The organism is Microbulbifer mixtoriginis (SeqCode) (assembly GCF_052467235.1).
This window is the reverse complement of the sequence record NZ_CP174305.1, coordinates 4514738-4535842: the sequence shown is the minus strand read 5'-3', so window position 1 is coordinate 4535842 and position 21105 is coordinate 4514738. Positions and strand designations below refer to the sequence as shown.

Sequence of the window (21105 nt, the reverse complement as noted above, 5' to 3'; positions counted from 1 at the left end):
TAAACTTAGCAACCAGAAGGTTTTCGTCAGCCAATCTCCCCCTTTCTAGAATTAGAGAGGGGGTTCTCTTGATGAAATTATTCTGCGATTTCGCCTGACACCCTAAATCCTAATCCAGCACGCTTTGTAGAAAATCGATAAAAACTCTCGTTTTCGCAGGCATCGCTCTACCACTGGGAATCAGTGCACTAACCGGTGGACCGGGTACTACTTTCTCAGGAAACAACTCAATAACTTCGCCAGTCTGAATAGAAGAACCGAGAGCAGTATCATATACCTGAGCAATACCCATACCAGCGACTACTGCATCTATCAGTGTTCGCCCATCTCTAAAAATTGCCAGCGGGGAAGGGGAAAACTCAGTAATTGAGTCATCATTTTCTCGAAATGACCAGGCTCTTACTTTTCCTGTAGGCGCTCTGAAAACAAGAGCATCATGCTCTCTTAACTCCTCCAAATTCTTAGGTTTACCTTTCTGCGAAAGATATTCAGGCGAAGCACACAAGATACGTCTAGATCCACATAATGTTTTTGCGATAAAAGAACTATCTTCTAGTTCGCCAATTCTAACAACGACATCCCATTCTCCTTTAATAGCGTCCTCCAGGCTATCTGAAAGAGAGACCTCGACCGTAACCTTGGGGTGCAACTGCGTGAACCCCTTTAAAGCACTGACAATATTTCGGCCTATTCCTATTGGCAAATTGATACGCAATCGTCCGGCAGGCTCATCCTTCCTGGCATGCAGCAAAAGCCTGGCCTCATTGATTGTTTCTAACGCATGTTTTGCGGCATCCAGAAATATTTTGCCTTCTTCTGTCAGCCTGATACTTCGAGTGGTTCTGTTGAATAGCTTAAGACCCAATTCCTCCTCAAGCTTCTTAACTGCCTTACCAGCGCCTGATTTGGTTGAGTTCAATGATGCCGCTGCCTTTGTAAAGCTTCCGTGTTCGGCTACGGCAATAAATACGACTATTTCGTTCAAATGGGCTTGTTGAAACACAGATTGTGTCCTTAATGGATACAATGAGTTTCAAAATAGCATGTTTATAGCGCAAATCAAAGTAACTAATCTTCCCAATAGTGGTTTGGCGTAAGTACCTGCATAGAGGCCAATTGGAGAGTTAAGCACGTCGCCTCTTGGCCCATCGAAGGCTTACCCAAAGCTCGCGCTTCCAAACTTTAAACCATTAGAGGAATAGGTTATGTCTCTTCAAGACAAACTAGATGCTTTCAAAGAAGTATTTAAGCAACAGGCCCCGGAAGGAGCATTTGAAGCCTTTGCCAGATCATCCAAGGAATTGGCTGCTAGTGGCCAAGTTGAGCGTTCGATTAAAGTAGGGGAGAAAGTCCCATACTTTACATTGCCAGATTCAGAAGGTAACGACGTTGCCCTGGAAGAACTCCTTACCAAAGGGCCCGTTATTCTAACGTTCTATCGAGGCGTGTGGTGCCCTTACTGCAATATTGAGCTGCAAGCGTTAGAAGAAGTTGCTGCAGAGATCAAAGCGCGTGGCGCAACGCTGGCTGCTATTTCCATGCAAGGGCCCGCTGAAAGCCGCAAATCTCAGAGAGATAACAAGTTAAGCTTCCCAATTCTGACTGATCAAAGTGGAAAGCTTGCTGAAAAATTTGGTATCCGCTGGACATTACAACCTTATGTAATTGAGTTCCACAAGGTGTTCAAAGTCGAACTCCCGACCATCCATCGTGACGGCGCGTGGAACTTACCTATGCCTGCAAGATATGTCATAGATACCGATGGAACAATCGCATATGCGGAGGTGAATCCTGACTATACGCGTCGCCCCGAACCCAGCGACTTATTTCCCGTACTTGAAAAGCTGAGTCAGTCTACAACTGCATAGTATGTAAACAACTCCACCTCTTTAGCGCTGACTAGCGCCAAAGAGGTGCGAGCACTCAATGTAAATCGATATCGAGCACCGTAAAACCCAACTTATATGGTAAGACTCATGGTCAATTTTACACGTTACACAATTGAAACAGCACCAGAAGCCTCTAAGCAAACTCTAGAAGCCGCTAAAAAGAAAATGGGATTTGTACCCAATCTAATGGCAACCATGGCCGAATCACCTGTAATGGTAGAGAGCTATCTAACACTTATGGGATTATTTGATAACTCTCGCTTGAGCGAAACGGAGCGAGAGATAATCCTGATGACAAACAGCCGCCTTAACGGTTGCACCTACTGCATGGCTGCGCATACCGCAGTTTGCAAAATGGCCGGTGTAGATGAAAATGTAATCAAGGCGCTGCGTAGCGGCAAAACACTCGATGACCCTAAACTCGAAGCGCTCCGAGCATTCAGTGTCATTATCAATGAGAAACGTGGATGGGCTACAGAAGAAGAGGTTGAGGCGTTTCTTGCAGCAGGTTATACGAAAGAGACGATTCTAGAGGTGATAGTTGGAACCAGCCTAAAAGTACTCTCGAATTACTCTACCCACAATCTGAATGTCAGTCTCGATGATGCGTTTTTGCCAATGGCTTGGAGTAAGGATATGGATTCGAATGGTTGAGCGCAAAAGCAAATAAAAAACATGTATCCGATTCAAGCGTCTAATAAAGACTGGGCCTTGGGAAGAGGGCGCCTGTCCAGATCATAAAAGTGACGATAAGAACCCCACTGATTCACCAAAGTAATGAGGCCCATATAGCCACTATGGGCCTCTACTACAAATACAGCCTTCTTTTGGCTTATCGTAATTACTCCATTTCGCTACGAATAATACCGGGTGTTTTGGCTTGTCCTCGCACTCGGTCAGGATGATCGCGCTCGTTAAAGCGCCTCAAGCCTTCGGACAGCTCTGCTTTGGATTCAGAGTCGCTGAATAATCGGTTAAAGCACTCAGCCTCAATTCGTAGACCTTCATCAAGATCCTTTCCATAACCACGAATGGCGGCTTCTTTATCAGAGTGAATCGCTGGCTGGGGAAGGGTAGAGATATATTGTGCTAACTCAACGGCACGATCTAATGCGGCTCCCTTTGGCACCACTTCGTTGGCTAACCCAATGCGATAAGCTTCTTCAGCATTAATAACTTTTCCCGTGATGATTAACTCCAGCGCTCGCCCCATACCAACAATACGCGGCAAACGCTGAGTACCACCATCGGCTAAGCCGATATTCCAACGACGACAAGTCATTCCAAAGGATGCGTGTTCTTCTACAATCCGCATATCGGCAAAACATGCCCACTCAAAGCCACCCGCATATGCAATTCCGTTCACAGCCGCAATGATAGGCTTATAGATATCGGTCCAGCGGGATGGACCTATAATCCCTGGAGCTTCACCTCGATTATGCCGGGCAATATCAGCGGGTTCTACAGGGCATAAAACAGCCTCGTCAGGATCGGGGTGGTTGGTGGGTTCGGTTGCAGCAAGATTGCTTTTTAAATCACCCCCTGCACAAAATGCAGAATCGCCAGCGCCGGTGATTACCGCAACTTTAGCTCCGTCATCGGTACGAAAACGATCGAATGCATCCACCAGCTCGCGATGAGCGCGTGTTCCAATGCAGTTCTTAACCTCTGGACGGTTAAAAGTAACGATGGTTACAGGGCCATTTTGCTCATATTTAATATGATGATATTCCATGTCATAAGACCTTTATCATGTGGCGTTGAAGTAATATTTAAAATCTACCCTTGATACATCAAATAAGAATTTAATCCAGGTGCCGATTAATATTTTATCAACATATACCGCAATAAATTAGTACAAATGAACCTTGGTTGCTGACTGGTTTTTAACCACTATTTCCTGATCTTCATCAATTGTATCAGGCAAAATAGAGGCGCATAATGGCGCTTGGACTCCACCACGGACCAAGGCGAAATGATACACAAACGGCACAGCAACAGCGGTTTTTCAACCCCTCAATCCAACCAACTCTTTCACTCCGCGGAAGCGCCAGTGGTAGCCTTTCCGATTCAGTCCGTACTCATTGAATGGGATTACACAGCGGTCAATCAGGTAGTAGGACTGAAAAGCCCTGGTAGTAGCGACCTCCATGCGGCTTGCATTGATATGGCTCATTAAATGAACTGCCACTGCGGCTAGTATTTGATCGAACCCCGGTAGCGGTATAACAATAAGTTTTTAGCAAGATATTCTGAAAGAAAAGTTCTGACATGAATTCTACGAATACGGATGAACCAATGGCATCTGGGCCCGCCGTTCAGTTAAAGATAGATCACTTATCCACCTTCTCATTGGCCGCACAACAAAATGCGTATCCAATATTCAGGTCAATTAGCTTGTACGCGCCAACCGCGCCCGAAGAGCCAGTGGAAAATGCACCAATCGCACTATTAAAGAACTTGGTTGTCACGCTACGTTCGGATCCCGAAATCTTCGCGCCAGAAGAATGGTCTATCGATGAAATTCGACCAGGACAAGCGATCTCGCTTCAAAAACGCCCGCTCAACGTGCCGCATGATTTGTTGTTTAATTTAACAGAAGAGCTGAAGAAGCTGAAAAACTAGAGCTTTCGTTTGATGAAAACGCCACGTTAGAAGAGGTAACATCAGCTATTGAGCAGCTGCTCACTGGAGCAGTCAAATTCAAGGCGTGGAGTGAATGGCTTTCTGCGAAAGAAGAACTGTCACGTTACAAGCTCGAAAATCTCACCAAAGATCTAGAAGCCAGAACTATTCTGTCGGACGATGCTGAAGATCAAGCTCTCACGGCATTTTGTCGCTGGTTGGCGCCACAGCTGATCGATCAGAGTGAAGAGTTGCGGCAGTTTAAGGCCTCTACACATGAGCAATTGATTGATGAATTCCGAAAGCTCGACGAAGAAGTTTCCATAACAACCAGTGACTATGTGGCAGCGATCGCAGCAAAGGCGATTCCGGATCCATTTGCCAAAAGTAGCCCTAAAGAATTTGGGCTATTGGCCAGGGAGCTGCAGAAAAAAACACGCCATAAGCCAGTACGCTCATTATTCAATGAAATGGGTGGGCGATTACTGGACCTATGCCCCTGTATGATGATGTCACCATTGTCAGTTGCCCAATTTTTACCCTCAGATTTTAACGGTTTTGATTTGGTCGTTTTTGATGAAGCATCGCAGATGACTACGTGGGATTCAGTAGGGGCAATTGCCCGAGGGAAAAATGTGATTGTGGTCGGTGACCCTAAACAAATGCCGCCAACCAGCTTCTTTAGTGGGGCAGTGAATGTAGATGACCCAGATGAAGAAGACCTTGAATCTATTCTGGATCAGGCTCTAGCCGCACGACTGCCTCATTTGAGACTGAAAGGACACTATAGAAGCCGGCACGAAACACTTATTGCCTTCTCCAACAGTAAGTACTACGAGAACTCGCTAGTTACATATCCATCGTCCGACACCAAGCAGTCTGCAGTTACACTACATCGTGTAAATGGCGTTTATTCAAAAGGTAAAGGAAGGAACAATCCTATTGAAGCGGCAGCAGTCGTTGATGAAATCGTTCGACGTTTGACCAATCCTGCAAACACCTCCCAGACTATCGGCGTCGTAACTCTGAATACCGAGCAACAGCGAACAGTAGAAGATTTACTGGATGATGCCCGTAGAAAACATCCCCACATAGAACCATATTTTCAGTCTACTGATACTTATGATGGAGTTTTTGTTAAGAATCTGGAGTCCGTGCAGGGGGATGAACGTGACATTATTATCCTCAGCCTGGGCTACGGACCGACCGAAGCACATGGCCGAACGATGAGTATGAACTTTGGGCCATTGAATAAGTCCGGTGGCGAACGCCGTTTAAATGTAGCGATCACAAGGGCTACCAGTGAAGTACTGATATTCTCGAGTTTTGACTCTTCAATGATTGATCTTAGCCGTACGTCGGCATTGGCAGTTGAACATCTAAAACACTATTTAGAATTTGCTGAGAAGGGACCTATTGCTCTAGCAGAGCAAGCGACCGCAGATTATGGGGTAGACCAGTTCGATAGCGATTTTGAGCAGTCTGTAGCCTGGGCACTACGAGATAAGGGGTGGAGGAGTCAAACTCAGATTGGAGTTAGTAAGTTCAGAATTGATTTGGGAATAATACATCCAGACCATCCAGGTGTTTATTTGGCAGGCGTTGAGTGTGATGGAGCAACGTATCACGGCTCTCCTTCAGCAAGAGATCGTGATCGAGTCCGTCACGCTATTCTCGAGAACCTTGGGTGGCGATTAGTAAGACTGTGGTCTACAGACTATTTTCAAGATCCAGAAGAGGCGATCGATAAAATTGATCGCAGGTTAAATGAAATACTAGAAGAGGACAGAAGGTCAGCCCCAGGCGACGAGTAGATTAGCCCAGCTAACAATGAACCTGAGGATGATATTTTGACAGAAGAGGCTGAGCGTGCAGAAGAGACGATATCATCCGACGAATATAGCCATTTGCGCTACTTCGACGATGACCACAAGGAAACACTTGTGGGTATAGCAAAATCAATTCTATCCCAGAAAAATGGTATTACACTTCATGAATTGGCACTTGATATTGCCAACCTGCATGGCCTATCAAGGACAAGTAAAAAACAGCTTAAGCACATATTTGAATTGCTCACCCCCTGGGCAGGAATTAAAAGAGATAACATTCATAAGCCCGTAGTTTGGCTATCACCGAATGACATCGTCGATGAAATCCCATGGCGAGGGCTCGCACCTTGGGAAGAGGAGAGGGACTGGGCAGAAATACCTCATCCTGAAGCCTTGGGACTTGCTCGATTGGCCATTGAAAAATCGCCAACAAATCCTGTCGAATACATATGCAATGAATTCCGATTGAAACGCCGACACTTTAAGACGCTACAGCAGTTTCAAGCATGGGTTGACGAGGTTACTGAAGAATTAACTGTGAACTAGCTGAACGCGTTCATGAGACTTTCTTATGACTCAGGCAATGGAGCTGGAATCTTGGTAGATAACCCGGCTCCGTTTGATGTGCACCTAACAATATTCGCTAACGAAGTTCAGCCGCTCCGCGACTTCCTTGCGAGCATAAACACCGACCTGGTTAACCTAAAAACCAGGGACCTAAAACAGACGGAAAGCATCATGGGAGCACTTCAGGAAATCATCGGCGAGCTAGACCAGATACAAGTTCGGCCAGAGCATCTCAATCAGGCGTTTCCACAGGAGGGACAGACGTGGTTATCGGAAATAGCCGTCAAGAAAAAACTTCAAACCTAGGCCCTGTAAGGGCTCCCACTATTTCCGATATTTGTGAATATCGGATATTTTATAAATACCCGATTTTACGTATAATTTGCCACATTCCAACAACAACTCCATATTTCTATGTCTGCTTCCAACCGGCCACCAGCACCAATCATTGACAACCTGAGCAATCTTGAGAATCCATTCCGCTGCACCAGCTTTTCAGCTAGCCGTTATCTCAGCAAGCAGATTCCTGGTGCTGATACCGATCTGGAGTTCACGCTTAAGTTTCTTTACAGCTACAACGGCAGCCAGGCAACGTTTAACAGCTACCGCCGTGAACTTGAGCGCTTGCTGCAATGGGCTTGGCGCATTGAAGAAGTTTCAATAATGACTCTGAAGCGCGAACACATTGAGGAGTTTGTGCAGTTTTGCATTGAGCCGCCAATTGCCTGGATCGGAACTAAGAATGTTGCCAGATTCAAAACACAGAATGGCGAGCGCGTTGTAAATGCCGATTGGCGGCCATTCGTAGTCAGTGTGTCCAAAGTTGAGTTTCGTGCTGGCAAGACAGCTTCTCCCAAAGAGTTCCGGCCATCCCAGACAGCGATCAAATGCATCTTTACTGCATTGTCATCCTTCTTCGATTTTCTCTATCAAGAAGGCTTGGTTCCAGCCAATCCTGTGGCACTGATTCGTCAGAAAAGTAAGTTTGTTCGACGTGAGCAACAAAGCCAGGTTGTACGTCGAATCAGCAACTTGCAGTGGGATTATGTCCTGGAGACTGCTGAGATCATGGCCGAGACATCACCAACTGATCACGAGCGAACTTTATTTATTATGAACGCCCTATTCGCTATGTATTTGCGAATCTCTGAGTTGGTTGCGGATGAAAGATCGGCACCAGTTATGGGTGATTTCAAGAAAGATCGCGACGGAAACTGGTGGTTTCACGTTACGGGTAAAGGAAACAAGGGCCGGGCAATCACTGTTTGCGACCAAATGCTGAAGGCCTTGAAGCGCTACAGAAATTATTTGCAGCTCCCTGCTCTGCCCAGCATTAATGAGCAGACACCTCTGGTGCACAAGTCCCGTGGCAAGGGACCAGTTACCAGTACCCGACAGGTGCGCCTGATTGTTCAAAACTGCTTTGATGCTGCCCACCAACGGATGGTTGAAGAAGGCTTAGGGGAAGATGCTGAAGATCTTAAGGCAGCCACTGTGCACTGGCTCCGCCATACAGGTATTTCTGAAGATGTAAAGTACCGTCCCCGCGAGCATGTGCGCGATGATGCGGGACATGCAAGTATGGCTACGACCGATCGCTACATTGATTCCGACATGCGGGAACGACATGAAAGTGGACGGAGTAAGCGGGTAAAGGAGGAGCGGTAATACTACCGCCCTGCCCTATAATGAGGCTCAGGAGTCCTTATCTGGCCTTACTAGGTTTTCCGGAGTTCCTATTATGGTCTCCTTATCAATTGAGTTACGACCAGTAAACATGGAGTCAGATGATTTCGGAAGTTGGTAACTCAGGCTCTACCCGCCACTTCCTACCATAAATAATCTTCTGGCAAGGTTGCTGCTGTAGAGGAATATAATTATCGTAACTAATCACACCGACTTGAATATATATTCCGGAGCTGTCTTCACAGACAAATATGGGGAATTTTTCATCATAGTGAATATCTAACACCAACTCCTCTACAGTTTCTCTTGTATGGTAATATCGCAAAAATTGCTGAGGCATGTAACTGAGCTTCTTATTGTCTAAATGAATCTCAGGTGCTCCCTCTATTGCCACCTCTCGACGTCTTAAGTCTACTGAATACGACATTGAAAAACCTTAAGGGTAGGTAATATTTGGGGGTATAGGTACTCAGCCCCCGAGAGATATCATTATTTCCTGTTGATATTACTGCTAAGCGACCTTAGCTATGTTAAGTTTCATTTGTTCTTCTTTTCGCGGATGGACTTTTCCGGTTTCTGAAAAGACTTTCAACTCCTCAAGCACAACCTTGGCAAGTTTGTTAAACTGCCTCTTCATTAGTACTCCCATAATCTGAGCAAATATGGGGAGCAAAGTTACACCAATTTCAAAGCTAACTCGTGACTGCCCATTAGCAACCGGTTCAACTTTCCAAGTATTAATCATGGATCTAACAAAGAATGGCATACTAGATAGCTTTACCTCATAGGAAAAAGTGTGCTGACCACTATCCACATTCATTAATGTTTCACTGGCAATGGCTCCATCAGGCAACTCGCACTTTCGACCATCACCTTTCGGTAAATCTGGATTTTCAGTGGATACAACAACGGCACTGGTCCAACTACTAATCTCGCTAAAATTACCTGATAATATTTCCCACACTTTATCAATAGAAGTGTTGATATTAATTTGATTGACAATCTTCATTTGCACTCTCCCAATTAAAAGTTATGACGTAAAAATATAGTATTCTGTTTTTAAGATATACGAACCCCTAAGCCTTAATTGCCTATTCATTAAAAATCTGATTTTTGATATATTTTACTGTTCGATATCTATAGGACTTTACCTATATATTCAAACAGGAGTGGTTGGCCTTGTTACCGGAAATTGAATCTCACAAACGCAATCTTCAGGGTCCCCTTGGGATGGTGGCTTTATAAATATTTCTTTTGCAGGCCCTGATATTTGAAAATCACTATTCTCTATCCACCTACCTAGCTGAGCATATTTCTCATACCCGTTTTCAAATGCTCCTACCCTGATCGTAGAAATAACACTCTGCTCTGATTGGAGAACCCGCCCTTTAACTTCACTTCCTCCAGGTAGCAGTAGAGCTCTTTCGATACTCCTCTTAACTGGAAACCCTACTTCGATATCTACGTTTTCAATACTAAAAGCATTACCGTGAAGTATGATCGTTAGAGGGCCAAGCTGGTCTTTCCCCGCCACGTCAGGTACATATTCCCTTAGCTCGGTCACCAAGTGGATTGTGTCAAATAGGTTTGGCATTATCTTTCTAACAGAATAGAAAGGCTGCTCAGCAATGCTTTTCAGAATAATTCCATCGAAATTCAAACTCTCAGGCCTTTCAGCCTCTTTTAGGCGTGCTTCAATGATCTTTAGGTGATTAATTTGTTCCTGAACAGTTTGTTCTATTTGTGCTTTTCTCAGCAGTAACATACCTTGAATTTCTTGCACCGATACGTCCTGAAGAACCATGACCTTAATTTGTTCAAGCGAAATTCCCAGCTCTTTCAAGGCGATAATACGGTTTAATTCAGGCAACTGATTAGTGCTGTAGTATCTATACCCTGTGGACTCGTCTGTGTGATCAGGCTGAAACAGACCAATTTGATCGTAATACCGTAATTGTGAAACAGCGGTCTGGGCTATTTTTGAAAACTCACCGATTCTAAACATTGTTCCACCTATCTGTTCACCCTTCTGCGCGTGAGTTGAAGTATGGACTCTCAAGCCACTTGAGAGTCAACAGATAGATACAAGAAAGATCTCCTTGAGAGACAAAAAGTTATAACCGAAGAGTTGGTTATAACTTTTAGAGCTTGAAAGGCAGAAGGCCCTCGTGAATTAAGGCCCGCGAACTATTGGAAACGGGCACATTGCAAGTCGAACAGATCGCTTGGCAAGTGGAATATGAGGGTGTCAGCGCATTCCGGAAAATGTTTCGCAAACAGACCGGTCTTTCTCCTCGGGAGTATCGACAGAGATTCTCAGGTGGCTCTAGAATGTAACTCCCCGAAAAGGCGGACTAATTGGTAAAGTACCCAATTTCACTAAAGGGATTAATCGAAGAGATTCCTGTTAAGCCCGGTAGCTTGATAGGCAGCGGAACACCTCTATTTAGGGTACGTAGACCAATATAAAAGTTAAATAGATATAACAATAAGATTAAAAACTTCCTAAAATCTAAAAGCTCTAACTAAAGAGTTGACCACATTCAGATAGTTAAGGGGGCATTTATCGTTCGAGTAAATATTACCCCACCAACTGACTAGCAGAAATACGAATCATTTCTCTTTGGAGATACCGATAAGTATCCCCTCAACCCTACACTTCCTCGCCATCTCAGAAATTGCCCTGCAATTCTCAAAGGTAAATAGCAAGATTTCAATCTCGTCAAATCCAGTGCACTCAATGTATAGGTCAAGTTTTAAATACTATTTGGAAAAATATTTTGTTAACAATTCTGGATATTCCAAAAATCAACAAATTTTTTGTTAAATCATGGTATCAGCTGAACGAGCTCCCCTATATAGTGGCACCGTCTAACTTTGATTAAAAATAGGTTAGTTTTCATTCTTTTTTGAGATTTGGGAGAGATACCAAAGTGATTAAGAAAATTTTTTCGAAAAGAGATCTAAAGCTTCCAATCATTGGCGGCTTGATAGCGGCAGCAAGCTTGCTATCAACAACGGCAACAGCCGAAGTTGATATAAATCAATTACGTCAACAATCAAAAATTATGTTCGGCACTCTCTCAGAAACTATGCCAGGCAGTGAGAATGACACCCCAGCTATGGTTGAGCTTGGAAAAACACTGTTTATGGACAAACGGCTTTCAGTCAATGATAGCCAATCCTGTAACAGCTGCCATCAAGTAGGGAACTACAACGGTTCGGGCGTTGACAATGAAGCGACATCACCGGGAGCTTTACCTGGTACTAAGGGTGATCGAAACTCTCCAACGGTCTGGAATTCAGGATTCCAAATGGCTCAATTTTGGGATGGTCGCGCAGAGGACCTGAAGGAACAGGCCAAAGGTCCAATTCTAAACCCTGTAGAGATGGGAATGCCTTCAGAAGAGGCTGTTGAGACAAAGATTTCAAAAATTGCCGAATATCAAGAAAGTTTCAAACACGCCTTTGGTAAAGAAAATGCTATCTCTTACGACAATATTGCTCAGGCCATAGCTGCATTTGAGCGCACCCTAATTACGAATGATCGTTTTGATGATTTTATGAGCGGCGATGATCAGGCTATGACAAAAAGTGAGTTAAAGGGCTTGCAAACCTTTATCAACACTGGTTGTTCGGCATGCCACAATGGTGCAACCTTGGGTGGAAACATGTACCAGAAGATGGGGCTAGTCAACCAATATCCACACCAAGAAGATTTAGGTCGTTATAAAGTTACAGGCCTTGAAAAAGATAAAATGATGTTTAAAGTTCCAATGTTACGCGATATAAGCAGAAGCGCTCCTTACTTCCACGACGGGCGTGTAGAAACCATTGAACAAGCAATTTACGATATGGCTTGGTACCAATTGGGGCAGAAATTAAGCACACAACAAGTAGATGATATTGCAACTTTCCTAAATGCTTTAGAGCATCAAACCCATTAAGGTATTTCCCACCCTTCGGGGTGGGCCCCTTTCGCTCTATTTAATTTTGGCTAGGCTCGCGGATTTTAAATCACTACTCATTGATAACTTATTATCACTCTGCCCTACCTTTGTGTATCAGCCACGTTCAGAGATAGAAGCTAGCGGACTAAACAGTTTCCTAATTGCTAACCAGTTGGTAATGTATAGCCCTCTAACAATATCTATACCAAGTCGGAAAAGTGAAATCCATAGTGAGGTGTACAGTTTTAGCTATCGATTTGCGGCAGCTACATTAGATTACCGTTCACTACCTGAGCATTCAGTTATCAGTTGTCTTTATCAGAAGGTGTTCTGTCCGTTCAAGGTCAAGTAATCTGATTTATTCGGCGGAAGGTATCAAGTTAATCAGTAATGATTAGTTTAGCTTTAGACGATAGTATCGAATTCACATCTTTTCAGCTATTAGCTACTAATACAAGTTGCGACAGTCATGCCCCTGCCAATTAGATTTATTTAGATAAACCATTTGCACAAGGCGAGCCAAAGTCACTTTCTCAACACAGAAGCCTAAGAGTATTACGAAATTATTAATGCAATATTTCATGAGATTGCAGAATCAACTTTTAAAAGCTTCGTGAGATCAGTTTCTCACTATACGCCATCTCTGTTTGACCCGATCAACAACAAGGTCTTACATTGCTGAACGAATTTTGAAGTTCGAACAGCCAGCATACATCACTTACTTTATCCAATAATAATTTAATATGCAGCATTGCAAAAATTTCGTGGAACTTTCTAAATTATATGATTAATTTTTAACAAAAAATATTTCCCCTCCAAAGAGTTACTTCTATTTGGTCAAAAAAACAATATAGGACTTGATCATGAAGCTCAAAAAAATAGGTGCGTGTATCGCACTTATGTTTATTCTAATTTTACCAGCATATGCCCATGCAGGATTGTGGGATAAATTTACAACCTGGGTTGTTGATACTTGGGATACTGTTGAAGAGAGAGTTGAAGAGATTATTGAGGATGTCGTTACAACTGTAGAGGATGGTGTAACGTCAGCAATTGGTTTCTTTGTAGATACCGGTGAGTGGATATACGATGGACTAACGACCGTGGTTGAAGGTTCACTTAATTTCTTCTACGGCGTTGCCGATGGTACAGTCACGGCATTAAATTACTTCGGCCTGGATCTCGATATATCGGACTGGTTCACCACGGGGGGGCAGAATTCCGAGGACGGTGCGCGGCTGTGGAGCCTTACAGACTATGATACGTCCTCGCATCCTGCATATTTAAATGCCTTCCGTGATCGGCAGGTAGCTTATATCGAACGCGTTCTTGATTCATCCAAAGCCGAACCTAATAACGATCATTATGTACTCAGGGCATATTATGATTTACCGCTGGATAAAGAGGCTCTGGCTCGGGGGCTGACCGATCTTTTTACACCAGGAAAGCACGCTTACAAAAACCCTGATATGCGCCTGATAGAATATATTAGGCTATTGGCAGAGAGTGATGAGTACGATGATATTATCCTGAGTGAAATTATCAAACTACCTTATTGGCAGGATGAAGATACTGAAGGAAAGCGAGTTTACACTTCTGAAAATCACGTACTTATGTGGCTATCTTCCAGCTGGTTACTATCTGAAATGGAAGGTTGGGATATAGGTGGTGGGCCCGAAAAACTAAGGGAGCGTCTTGTACGTTATCTGGAGGTTAAAAAGCAGTTTGGAGTATATGAGTCCACTTCAAATGTTTATAGTCCATTTTCCCTGACAGCATTGTTAAATTTATACGACTATGCCCAGGATACAGAGATTAAAACCCTAGCTGGACAGGTTGCCCTTATTTTTCTTAATGATATCGCTATGGTCACCAACGACCTTGGTGCTGCTATAGCTGTCGATTCAAGGACCTATGAAGGTGTTCACCAAGATCTTAACTTCTTGAATAATAAGTTCGCACGATATATCGCGTTGATTACTGGCAAAGGTCCACAAGATTTTACGGGTAGTACCCATATGGATATTTTTGCCATGACTTCACTTGATGTAAGCAGTGTTGCCTATAATCGCCTTGAAAAACTTAATGGTGAGATTAACATAAGCTATTCTTCCGGCCACCCTATCACTGAAGTTGATACCGTATGGGCTGGGTTGGACCTCCAAGATAAGTTAATTTTCTCTCAATCTGCCGGCGCCTATGCCCACCCAGAACTGATTGATGAGATGCTGGAATATTACCTGAATCCACTTGCCGGTCTGAACTTCTTTTTGGAAGATTTGATTGTGGAGTCTAACCTGGCAGATGACGTAGTCGACATGTCAGGTGTTCTTCTTACTGAAACCAGTGCACCTTTCACCACAAGCTCAATTATTTCAGAAAAAACCATGGATCTGTATCGCCATGGTAATGTGCAATTATCGTCATACCAGGATTTCCATGCGGGGAATGCAGGTTGGCAGCAGCTGCCCTGGATAGCAACAACCGGTACTATACCGGTTTATACTCGTTCAGGTGCGGAATACGGTGGCTGGAAGGCTGGTGGCCAGGAGCAAATGAACACGCACTTACCCTATATAAAGCAAAATGAGAATGTAGCCCTGGTTTTGTACAAACCTGCGATGGAGCTGCGCTTTATGGATGGTGTTAACAGAGCAACTGACTTTTTACCTGTAGATGACTTTCTAACTGCACCAGTAAATTTGCATTGGCCAACAGAGCAATTCGATGAAGCAACCAGTTTCCAGAACTGGTTGTTTGCACGTGAGGGTGATGGTTATGTGGCTGTTTATCGTCACTGCCTGGATACCAAAACCTTTATTCGCAATGAAGAGGTTGTAGAAATTTACAGCTGTAGTGCTGATGAACAAGTCTGGGCAACAGTTGTTGGTAATACGCAGACTCACGAAAGCTTTAGTAATTTCATTTTTACTGTTTCACAAGCCAAGATCAAAAGCAAATGGTACTGGAGCTGGGCAGAGACCCGCCATGTATGGGAGACAACTTTAGAAGTCGATGGAAAGACCTTAAGTTTTGGCTGGGAAGCAAACGTAGATGATTTAACGGATAGAGAAATGTGGGAATTGGCCAGTGCTAATAACGCATCTACTATCGAAATGGCTTCGGTGAGTGGATTCCAGGTCAATAATGTAACAGACACAGAAACTAATACGGGGCATGGTAACTGCGAGAGTTCAAACGATGTGCTTTTACATCAAAACGTAAGCTTTAACGGTTTTGATCCAACAATATTACGTATGGCAGAGGCCGATAACGGTGAATGCTATCTGATTAACGTAGAAGATCAGTCACAAGATATGGAATTGATCCATGAAGGTGAAAAGGTCGATGTAGTGCGTTTTACTAACCGACGCTTTGTAGGTGGCGAGGCTGATAAGGCTTACGGGATAAATCACGAATGGACTACTATAGAGTTGGACTTCAGTTATGAAAACCCTGTGGTGTTTGCTTCAGTAATTGGTATTGCCGGCACTGACCCGATAACAACTGAGATTCGCAATATCACTTCAACCAGCTTCGATGTGCGTGTTGCGGAGTTTGCCTGGAACGATGGCATCCATACATCGGAAATGGTGCATTATGTAGTGATGGAGGCTGGTAGTTACTCAATTGCCAATGGATTGCAGCTTCATATTGGCGCCGTTGCACTGGAAGATAATTTGAGTGGCTCCCCGGACTTTGAAACTGTCGGGGTCGACTTACAGGATTACTTACTGATCAGCCAAGTACAAGGTAGTGACAGGGATGAAACACTAAGCACGCGTGTCAGAAATAAGAAAACTGGCACATTTGAAATGAGCCTGATGGTACAGGAGGCAAACAGTAATAATGAGGAAACTATAAAGGCAGTTGTAGGTTATATGGCTGTCGGAAAGCCCCCCGTTAAATCCTTAAAAGTGGCACTTAAAGGTGCCCACGGGAGGTATCTGGGCGCCGCAGGTAATGGAGGAAATGGCAAAACTGCCAACGCCAATGCCTCAGTAATTGGTAGCCATGAGACTATTGTCCTTACAGGAAATAGCCTGCAACAAGGTTGCCTAATAGACGGGGATGACGTGTGGCTGCAAAGCACCGATGGTTATTACTACAGTGCCCAACAAAGTGGTGCTTTAGATGTCGATAGAACGGCTAGGTACAGCTGGGAAACATTTAAGTTGATCAATCACTCAGACAATTCGGGCTGTTTACAAAATGGTGACGTGATCTCCTTATACAACCCAGAACATGGTAATTACATCGTTGCAGAATCAGATGGCCGGGCTAATGCGAATCGCAAAGCAATAGGTTCCTGGGAGAAATTTATTGTTTACGACCTAAACGATAACTAACAAGTACCAGGCGGGCACCCACATCCATTCTTACTGGGTTTGGGTGCCCTAATCTTTGGAGATTACGTATCTGCAAAATTATCCTGTGTCAATAAGCTAGACAGATACTCATCAGTGATCCTAACTCGGAGCTTTTCAAGCTCCAAACTTTGGCTCCGGGAGCCCCCGAACACCAAGGCCATGAATAGCAAAAATACTACCTGGCTGCGGGTGACGAGCCAGTTCCTCAGGAGTTACAAATGATTGCTGTGAAGTAACATAGAGAGTTTCATAATTGTCGCCGCCGAATGTGACGCAAGTGGGACTTCGGATCGGTAGGTCAATCTCACGATCAAGGCGGCCCTTAGGATCAATCCTTAAAATCTTACCGCCAAGATTCAAAGCAAACCAATAATACCCTTCAGCATCGACTGTTGCGCCATCTACAATCGCGGGCTTACGCTCTTGAACTGAAAAGAACGGCCTTCGGTTACTGATACGGCCCTCATCCATATCCAAGTCAAATACATAGACCATGCCACCAATGGTATCGCCAAAGTACATACGAGTGTCCTCTGGGTCGAAAGCAATCCCATTGGAACATACAAAGGAAAAGTCTTTAGCAACCTGGCGCACGCTAAAATCAGGCTCAAGGCAATATAAATGAGAGACTTTACCTTTCAATTGCGTATCCATACTACCGCACCAAAAACGCCCTCTTCGATCGATCTTTCCATCGTTTAGCCGGTTTTGGGGTAGATTCGGTTCCGGATCAACAACTGTCTCAAACTCCCCTGTTTCGAGGTCAATGGTGCAGAATCCTGAATTGGCAGCGCCAACTAACCCTCTCCCCTTACGGAAACCAAAGGACCCTACCTGCTCCGGCATTTCCCAAGTCTTTCTTTCACCAGTAGAGATGTTTAGCCGCCGAATCGATGGCCGCCGGAGCCCTGCCAGATCAACCGAAGGGCCGACATGATCCGCCCAGTAGATAGAGGTGTCTTCTGCATGCCAGATGGGTGTTTCTCCCAATCCATCGTTACACTCCCAAAGACATTCAATCTCCATTGTCAAAACCCTTCTTAATAGTTTCAGTAGGTCTTAGACTTGAAACTTGGATGGAATAGGAACATCAATATCCTCAGTATGTAGCAATGCGGACTCTATTCCAGCATGGACTCCAAGAGCTGAGGTCTCTCTGGACATGCTGGGTGTGCCAAGGTTTTCGGGCAAAGCCGCTACTTGAGGTAATTGCGGAAGGTGAATCCACCCTGCGCGTATATCCAGTTGATTGCTGGCAATAAAGTGCAAAACGCCATACATCAAGTGATTACAGCAAAAAGTGGCAGCATTATCCGAAATATCTGTAGGCACTCCGGCTTCACGCATTGCACTAACCATAGCTCTGAGAGGAAGATTACTACGATAGGCTACCGGTCCATTGGCAACCGTAGGTGCGCCCTGCATCTCTACGCCACGGTTGTCCTTTAGGTCGTATCGAGTAGAATCGTTAAAATTTTGAGCAATTCGCTCTATAGTAACCATCGATCGTCCACCATATTCACCCATCATGATCACTATTTGTGGACGGAGCTCATCTATAGCGCTAGTTACTACGTCAATACATTCAAAGAAGTTACTAGGAACCAGGATTCCAAAAACATCTGAATTCCCAATACGGGTACCATCCAAAACACGCATTACCGATTCTGCAGGATTTATTGGCGTATGCCCGAATGGTTCAAAGCCGGTCACTAAAACCTTTTTCATGACAATACTCTTTGAGTAGTTTGAAATTGGCCTTCAGAAATATGTTGTCTGATTCTATTTATCAAGAATAGAAACTTTTAAGGGCTCAGACTTAAAAGAACGATTTTATATGAATACTGATTAAGTACTTTACTTGGCCGTCCACACAGTTGGACTGTCCAGGTTAAGTGTTTAATTTTCCCCAATTCCTGCTGAGCTTTCATCCATCATCCAGCACAGTCATAACACAATCCAAACCCTTAACTCCTTGATAGGTTGCAAATTCGGCTACTGTGAAGACATTGAATTAATCAGACCTCGCCCCATCCACGGATTTCTGCTGAACCGGTGTGGTCGGTGCATACCGATACAACTCCCAACCCCCTTCGGGATTTAGATGGAAAGGGTTTACGGTGCCCAGCCACATAAAAGTTGGGTGGTTGATCATCGTACGGAAACCGAAATTACCCGAATTGCCTACACCATTTATAGTGGCAGGGATTGCTTGTAGATCTGGAGAGAAAAAACGATAGAGTTTTGCACCAGAGATTGCTGGGCTGGATAACGCATCCTCAAGGAACATCAGCAATTCCGAGGGAAGCTCACCCGCAAGATCAATTACACTCGGTATAAGTGAGCTGACGTCCAGTGTGGCCAGATACAGATTGTCTCCAGTCACTCCCAGGCGCCAAGTGTATACATTAAACAGCCAGCCCAGTCCGGCTCCCCCTAGCTTTGGAGGCCCTAACAAGGTTTCTGTTTCCACAAACTTGTTGAGATCGGGGTCCCAAGCCTGAACCGTTTCATATCCATAGAGAACTTCAACATTTGGCTGCCCTTCTCCTTCAAAGTTGTCCCCGCGGAATACAGTTGTTGCTCTATGGGTTGCCATAATGGTGTCCAGCTCTCCAATAGGAGTACCCCATGTCTCACCATAGGCGAGAACATGGCTCCTGAATCCACCGAACGGAAAGTTGATCGTACCCCAGTAAAGATTCCCACGCCATGAAGTAATATCGCCACCGGCATAGGCCCGAGCACTGACAGGGTCTGGCTCGTACTCGCTAATATTCCAAACTTCCTCCCACTCTTCGACATCATTGGGCATGAAGCCACCTGAAGGTATTTGGGGACTCATCACTATCCCCGCGTAGGCTTGCACCTCTCCTGTTTCAATATCACCATTAGGCCAGGTAGACGAAAATATACGCCCGTTGTGTATCGTCATGTCTGCCGGAGTACTTTCCATAGTACCGATGATTTCAAAATGGAATGGATCATCGAGATTGCCCATCCAACGCAGAACCCGGCCCGCCCCACCAAGATCCTCTTGCAATCGCACACCGGTATATAAAACGCCTTCGTAGTTAAGAAACTCACGGATATTCGAATATTCAGAAAATTTCTTTGAGCCCAAATACCGTCCGGTACTTGCCTGCCAAGCCAACATGATAATACTGTTACCACTGCCAACGCCGGCAATTCCCTCCTGTATACCACCCGGCCCGGCAAGAAAAATCACATCGTCCGCGTAGCCACCCGAGCGTAATCCAAGGATGTCCTGTAGAAGCGGATCGTAAGTGGGAGTAACTTCTGTGACTTCAAGTGTACAAGTATCCATACGGTAGGCAGAGGGAGCCCGCCAGTCCCCAAGGTTCTTGAGGTTTGGGTTTTCCTGAGCGAGTATCCCATCGGCAAACTCGCACACCCACCCCTGGGTTGGGGCTAATAGCGGAGTCAATACTGCGGTTGGTGACGCTTGTGCGGTACAGAGAAAATTACTGCCGGTTCCCCAGTATAAAAATTGGGGAGATTCAGCCATTCCCCAAATCCGCGTACCATTGCGTTTAGGTTCTCCTGCCGAACAGATGCCGTCCACTAACTCTGGATAAGGTTGACCAACTCCATTGAAGCATTCATCGACTGGCGCTTTAAATAGCTTGTCAAAATGCGGCTTAACCCGTTTGCACATTTCATCTGAATAAGCCGAAGTACCTATTTCTGGAATAGCCAATTGGGCTGTGGCGGAAATTGGAACTGTGGAAGTTAAAAGTAACGAAAGTGCAATATATGATGTGGTTTTCATCAGCATCCCCTACCCTACCCACGACCGCTACTGCGGAAGGTTCAACGATTGTTGTCCTTAGTTATTGCTAGTTTGGCGCACTAACAAAATTCAAGACTATGTAGAGATTAGGTGGCAGCGGGATAAAGGAAATGATTTTTACTAGGAATCACCCGCCAAATGTTGTTTGATCACAACCGCTTGATGAAGTCTTAAGAGTCACATCTTTGAAGCATAGATCTGTAGAAAGGTAGCGAAGCGTTTTTTTAGTCTCCATTAACTAAAGCGCAATCTACAGGCTTATACCTCGGTATGCCGAACAATGCCTAGCGACACGCACCTCTCACTGAAAGAGTGTGTACTTAAACTCTCTCTGATATCACACTGCCTGTAATGCACCGCCAGCAAGTGTGGTAC

The 21105-nt window shown here is 44.6% G+C and carries 19 protein-coding genes; 10 read left to right on the top strand and 9 right to left on the bottom strand.

The window, feature by feature from the left end; genetic code table 11:
• Window positions 1-109: 109 nt before the first annotated feature.
• On the bottom strand, window positions 110-1003 hold the full coding sequence (locus tag ACJJIO_RS19850) for a LysR family transcriptional regulator (RefSeq protein ID WP_444886208.1): 894 nt from the start codon (window positions 1001-1003) through the stop codon (window positions 110-112).
• A 202-nt stretch (window positions 1004-1205) separates the two neighbouring features.
• Between ACJJIO_RS19850 and ACJJIO_RS19845 the strand changes: the two genes are divergently transcribed.
• Window positions 1206-1868, top strand: a complete 663-nt coding sequence (locus ACJJIO_RS19845; protein ID WP_444890278.1) for a peroxiredoxin-like family protein — start codon at window positions 1206-1208, stop codon at window positions 1866-1868.
• A gap of 108 nt (window positions 1869-1976) precedes the next feature.
• Window positions 1977-2543 carry a carboxymuconolactone decarboxylase family protein gene (locus ACJJIO_RS19840; RefSeq protein ID WP_444890277.1) on the top strand — a complete coding sequence of 189 codons (567 nt, stop codon included), beginning with the start codon at window positions 1977-1979 and terminating at the stop codon, window positions 2541-2543.
• A gap of 187 nt (window positions 2544-2730) precedes the next feature.
• On the opposite strand, the gene ACJJIO_RS19835 is transcribed toward ACJJIO_RS19840, so the two are convergent.
• A complete protein-coding gene (locus tag ACJJIO_RS19835; protein ID WP_444909572.1) occupies window positions 2731-3624 on the bottom strand; it encodes an enoyl-CoA hydratase-related protein in 894 nt (297 codons plus the stop codon).
• Window positions 3625-3897: 273 nt separating this feature from the next.
• Window positions 3898-4065, bottom strand: coding sequence for a hypothetical protein (locus ACJJIO_RS19830; RefSeq protein WP_444909571.1), 168 nt, complete (start codon window positions 4063-4065; stop codon window positions 3898-3900).
• Between the two features lie 95 nt (window positions 4066-4160).
• Here ACJJIO_RS19830 and ACJJIO_RS19825 point away from each other — a divergent pair, with 95 nt between their 5' ends.
• From ACJJIO_RS19825 to ACJJIO_RS19805, 5 genes are all read left to right on the top strand, one after another.
• A complete protein-coding gene (locus ACJJIO_RS19825; RefSeq protein WP_444909570.1) occupies window positions 4161-4514 on the top strand; it encodes a hypothetical protein in 354 nt (117 codons plus the stop codon).
• Between the two features lie 218 nt (window positions 4515-4732).
• Window positions 4733-6328 carry a PDDEXK-like endonuclease domain-containing protein gene (locus ACJJIO_RS19820; protein ID WP_444909569.1) on the top strand — a complete coding sequence of 532 codons (1596 nt, stop codon included), beginning with the start codon at window positions 4733-4735 and terminating at the stop codon, window positions 6326-6328.
• Window positions 6329-6364: 36 nt separating this feature from the next.
• Window positions 6365-6889: a hypothetical protein gene (locus tag ACJJIO_RS19815; protein ID WP_444909568.1), complete on the top strand. Its 525-nt coding sequence runs from the start codon at window positions 6365-6367 to the stop codon at window positions 6887-6889.
• Between the two features lie 51 nt (window positions 6890-6940).
• Complete coding sequence (locus tag ACJJIO_RS19810) at window positions 6941-7216, top strand: hypothetical protein (protein ID WP_444909567.1); 276 nt, start codon at window positions 6941-6943, stop codon at window positions 7214-7216.
• A 108-nt stretch (window positions 7217-7324) separates the two neighbouring features.
• Window positions 7325-8578: a tyrosine-type recombinase/integrase gene (locus ACJJIO_RS19805; protein ID WP_444909566.1), complete on the top strand. Its 1254-nt coding sequence runs from the start codon at window positions 7325-7327 to the stop codon at window positions 8576-8578.
• Window positions 8579-8693: 115 nt separating this feature from the next.
• Here the strand turns inward: ACJJIO_RS19805 and ACJJIO_RS19800 are convergent, their stop codons facing one another.
• From ACJJIO_RS19800 to ACJJIO_RS19790, 3 genes are all read right to left on the bottom strand, one after another.
• Window positions 8694-9023 (bottom strand): hypothetical protein, encoded by a 330-nt coding sequence (locus tag ACJJIO_RS19800; RefSeq protein ID WP_444909565.1) that lies wholly within the window; start codon window positions 9021-9023, stop codon window positions 8694-8696.
• A gap of 84 nt (window positions 9024-9107) precedes the next feature.
• The gene (locus tag ACJJIO_RS19795) at window positions 9108-9605 is read right to left on the bottom strand and encodes an SRPBCC family protein (RefSeq protein ID WP_444909564.1); all 498 of its coding nucleotides are present in this window, start codon (window positions 9603-9605) and stop codon (window positions 9108-9110) included.
• 150 nt (window positions 9606-9755) lie between these two features.
• Window positions 9756-10601, bottom strand: coding sequence for a MerR family transcriptional regulator (locus ACJJIO_RS19790; RefSeq protein ID WP_252081689.1), 846 nt, complete (start codon window positions 10599-10601; stop codon window positions 9756-9758).
• Between the two features lie 167 nt (window positions 10602-10768).
• Between ACJJIO_RS19790 and ACJJIO_RS19785 the strand changes: the two genes are divergently transcribed.
• The 3 genes from ACJJIO_RS19785 to ACJJIO_RS19775 all read left to right on the top strand — a co-directional run bounded on the left by ACJJIO_RS19785 (window position 10769) and on the right by ACJJIO_RS19775 (window position 16895).
• Window positions 10769-10933: a helix-turn-helix domain-containing protein gene (locus ACJJIO_RS19785; protein ID WP_444911020.1), complete on the top strand. Its 165-nt coding sequence runs from the start codon at window positions 10769-10771 to the stop codon at window positions 10931-10933.
• A 596-nt stretch (window positions 10934-11529) separates the two neighbouring features.
• Window positions 11530-12543 carry a cytochrome-c peroxidase gene (locus ACJJIO_RS19780; protein ID WP_444904815.1) on the top strand — a complete coding sequence of 338 codons (1014 nt, stop codon included), beginning with the start codon at window positions 11530-11532 and terminating at the stop codon, window positions 12541-12543.
• A gap of 866 nt (window positions 12544-13409) precedes the next feature.
• On the top strand, window positions 13410-16895 hold the full coding sequence (locus ACJJIO_RS19775) for a fascin domain-containing protein (protein WP_444909563.1): 3486 nt from the start codon (window positions 13410-13412) through the stop codon (window positions 16893-16895).
• Window positions 16896-17030: 135 nt separating this feature from the next.
• On the opposite strand, the gene ACJJIO_RS19770 is transcribed toward ACJJIO_RS19775, so the two are convergent.
• The 3 genes from ACJJIO_RS19770 to ACJJIO_RS19760 form a co-directional block, all read right to left on the bottom strand.
• Window positions 17031-17942, bottom strand: coding sequence for an SMP-30/gluconolactonase/LRE family protein (locus ACJJIO_RS19770; protein ID WP_444909562.1), 912 nt, complete (start codon window positions 17940-17942; stop codon window positions 17031-17033).
• A 33-nt stretch (window positions 17943-17975) separates the two neighbouring features.
• Window positions 17976-18644, bottom strand: coding sequence for a pyroglutamyl-peptidase I (gene pcp / locus ACJJIO_RS19765; RefSeq protein ID WP_444909561.1), 669 nt, complete (start codon window positions 18642-18644; stop codon window positions 17976-17978).
• Between the two features lie 286 nt (window positions 18645-18930).
• Window positions 18931-20709 (bottom strand): hypothetical protein, encoded by a 1779-nt coding sequence (locus ACJJIO_RS19760; protein ID WP_444909560.1) that lies wholly within the window; start codon window positions 20707-20709, stop codon window positions 18931-18933.
• Between the last annotated feature and the right edge of the window lie 396 nt (window positions 20710-21105).

What these genes read in the sequence shown, in the direction of transcription:
- ACJJIO_RS19805 (WP_444909566.1), top strand. Translation starts at nt 7,325, where the DNA reads ATGTCTGCTTCCAACCGGCCACCAGCACCAATCATTGACAACCTGAGC.
- ACJJIO_RS19840 (WP_444890277.1), top strand. Translation starts at nt 1,977, where the DNA reads ATGGTCAATTTTACACGTTACACAATTGAAACAGCACCAGAAGCCTCT.
- ACJJIO_RS19835 (WP_444909572.1), bottom strand. Translation starts at nt 3,624, where the DNA reads ATGGAATATCATCATATTAAATATGAGCAAAATGGCCCTGTAACCATC.
- ACJJIO_RS19795 (WP_444909564.1), bottom strand. Translation starts at nt 9,605, where the DNA reads ATGAAGATTGTCAATCAAATTAATATCAACACTTCTATTGATAAAGTG.
- ACJJIO_RS19825 (WP_444909570.1), top strand. Translation starts at nt 4,161, where the DNA reads ATGAATTCTACGAATACGGATGAACCAATGGCATCTGGGCCCGCCGTT.
- ACJJIO_RS19790 (WP_252081689.1), bottom strand. Translation starts at nt 10,601, where the DNA reads ATGTTTAGAATCGGTGAGTTTTCAAAAATAGCCCAGACCGCTGTTTCA.
- ACJJIO_RS19770 (WP_444909562.1), bottom strand. Translation starts at nt 17,942, where the DNA reads ATGGAGATTGAATGTCTTTGGGAGTGTAACGATGGATTGGGAGAAACA.
- ACJJIO_RS19845 (WP_444890278.1), top strand. Translation starts at nt 1,206, where the DNA reads ATGTCTCTTCAAGACAAACTAGATGCTTTCAAAGAAGTATTTAAGCAA.
- pcp (WP_444909561.1), bottom strand. Translation starts at nt 18,644, where the DNA reads ATGAAAAAGGTTTTAGTGACCGGCTTTGAACCATTCGGGCATACGCCA.
- ACJJIO_RS19830 (WP_444909571.1), bottom strand. Translation starts at nt 4,065, where the DNA reads ATGAGCCATATCAATGCAAGCCGCATGGAGGTCGCTACTACCAGGGCT.
- ACJJIO_RS19760 (WP_444909560.1), bottom strand. Translation starts at nt 20,709, where the DNA reads ATGAAAACCACATCATATATTGCACTTTCGTTACTTTTAACTTCCACA.
- ACJJIO_RS19800 (WP_444909565.1), bottom strand. Translation starts at nt 9,023, where the DNA reads ATGTCGTATTCAGTAGACTTAAGACGTCGAGAGGTGGCAATAGAGGGA.
- ACJJIO_RS19775 (WP_444909563.1), top strand. Translation starts at nt 13,410, where the DNA reads ATGAAGCTCAAAAAAATAGGTGCGTGTATCGCACTTATGTTTATTCTA.